Here is a 1,272-nt window from a genome sequence, read left to right as displayed (position 1 = left end):
GGGCTACCGTGGGGGGGGTGACGTCGCCGTCTTCTGTGATATCCTCGCCGCCTGCGCCTGGTTGGGGACGGCGCTTACGGAACCTGTGGTCGTCCCGGGACGCGCTGCCGCGCCTGCCGAGGTGGCTGCTCATCCGGGCCGTTCCCGTCGTCGTCGGCGTGGTCGTTTTGTTCGTGGTGAACGGGTGGCTGATCGGCTGGGCCAACGCCTACGACGTCCTGCTGGGCATTACCTCCCCCGCCGGGGTGGATCCCTCATGGTGCGCCTGGCCGCTGTCGCTGGCCGGGTGGGCGCTGCTGCCCGCGTTGATCGGTGGCCTGGTCGGCTACGTCATCTCCAGTCAGATCGAAGCCCATCGCGGCGAGAAGCTCGACGCGATCCTGGCCCAGCTCGAGGGCCGGGGTGGCATCCCCGGCCCGGGGGGAGAGCGAAGGTGCGGTCCCTGCACGAGCTCTACCCGGACGTCGACAAGCGGGACCGGAACACCATCGAAGGGCTCTACCGCTGGCACGACCGGGACTGGGAGATCGCCGAAGAAGCCTGGACACACTACGTCACAGCGATCCTCCAGGCCGAGAAGATGCAGCGCCATACGGCGGTGGAAGCCCTGCGGAAGGCCGAGAACCTCGCACTGCAGGTCCTCGGCATCGCCGTCCGCAACCCCGACGGCAGCCGCTGCGCCCACTGCCCGCGGATCCTCCAGTCCGCCGACGCCGTACAGGGGAGCCACGATGTCGTCTAGGCCACTCGCGGATGTCCTGCGCGACCTCCTCTTCCAGACCGCCCCCGAAGCTCCCACACCCGCCCGCGAAGCCGCGGTCCGCGCTCTCATGCACGCGACCGGACACGACGAACAACTCACAGAAGAACAACTGCAACAACACGCCGCCGAGCTGCGATCCCGCCCGGACACGATCCAGGGCCGCGCCGACCTGACCGACGCCAACCTGACCCGCGCCAACCTGACCGGGAGCGTGTGGTCGTTGGAGACGGAGTGGCCGGCAGCCCTGTACATGGACATCCGCAGCCGTTCGGAGGAGATCGAGCCCGGCCTGTTCCGGATCAGGGGCGCCGAAAGCACCGACCGCTCAGGCGCCGGACTGGACTCCGGCAGCCCACTACCAGCCCGCTAACCTGAACCACCCCGCGGGTTCGACAGAGATCACCATCGTGCCGGGCCCGGGGGCTGGTCGACCCTAGACGTTGTCCCGTAAATGATCTTGGGTGTGGCCGCTGCGGCGCTGTCCGCCGGAGTTATCCGGTGAGGGCGAG

At 68.9% G+C, this 1,272-nt stretch carries 2 protein-coding genes and 1 pseudogene; all 3 read left to right on the top strand.

The window, feature by feature from the left end; all coding sequences use genetic code 11:
• Positions 1-8: 8 nt before the first annotated feature.
• Positions 9-341: pseudogene (locus ACSNOC_RS27735) on the top strand (DUF6313 family protein); the annotation flags it as partial.
• A gap of 92 nt (positions 342-433) precedes the next feature.
• Complete coding sequence (locus ACSNOC_RS27730) at positions 434-742, top strand: hypothetical protein (protein ID WP_436750329.1); 309 nt, start codon at positions 434-436, stop codon at positions 740-742.
• Positions 732-1,133: a hypothetical protein gene (locus ACSNOC_RS27725; RefSeq protein WP_436750328.1), complete on the top strand. Its 402-nt coding sequence runs from the start codon at positions 732-734 to the stop codon at positions 1,131-1,133. Before ACSNOC_RS27730 ends, ACSNOC_RS27725 begins: the two co-directional genes overlap by 11 nt.
• Positions 1,134-1,272: the final 139 nt, after the last annotated feature.

This window comes from Streptomyces sp. URMC 129 (genome assembly GCF_051386415.1).
In the GTDB taxonomy this organism is placed as follows: Bacteria; Actinomycetota; Actinomycetes; order Streptomycetales; family Streptomycetaceae; genus Streptomyces.
The sequence above is the reverse complement of the archived record's forward strand: the minus strand, read 5'-3'. Positions and strand labels throughout refer to the sequence as shown.

Excerpts from the sequence above, each read along its gene's own strand:
- ACSNOC_RS27725 (WP_436750328.1), top strand. The coding sequence starts at position 732 with ATGTCGTCTAGGCCACTCGCGGATGTCCTGCGCGACCTCCTCTTCCAG.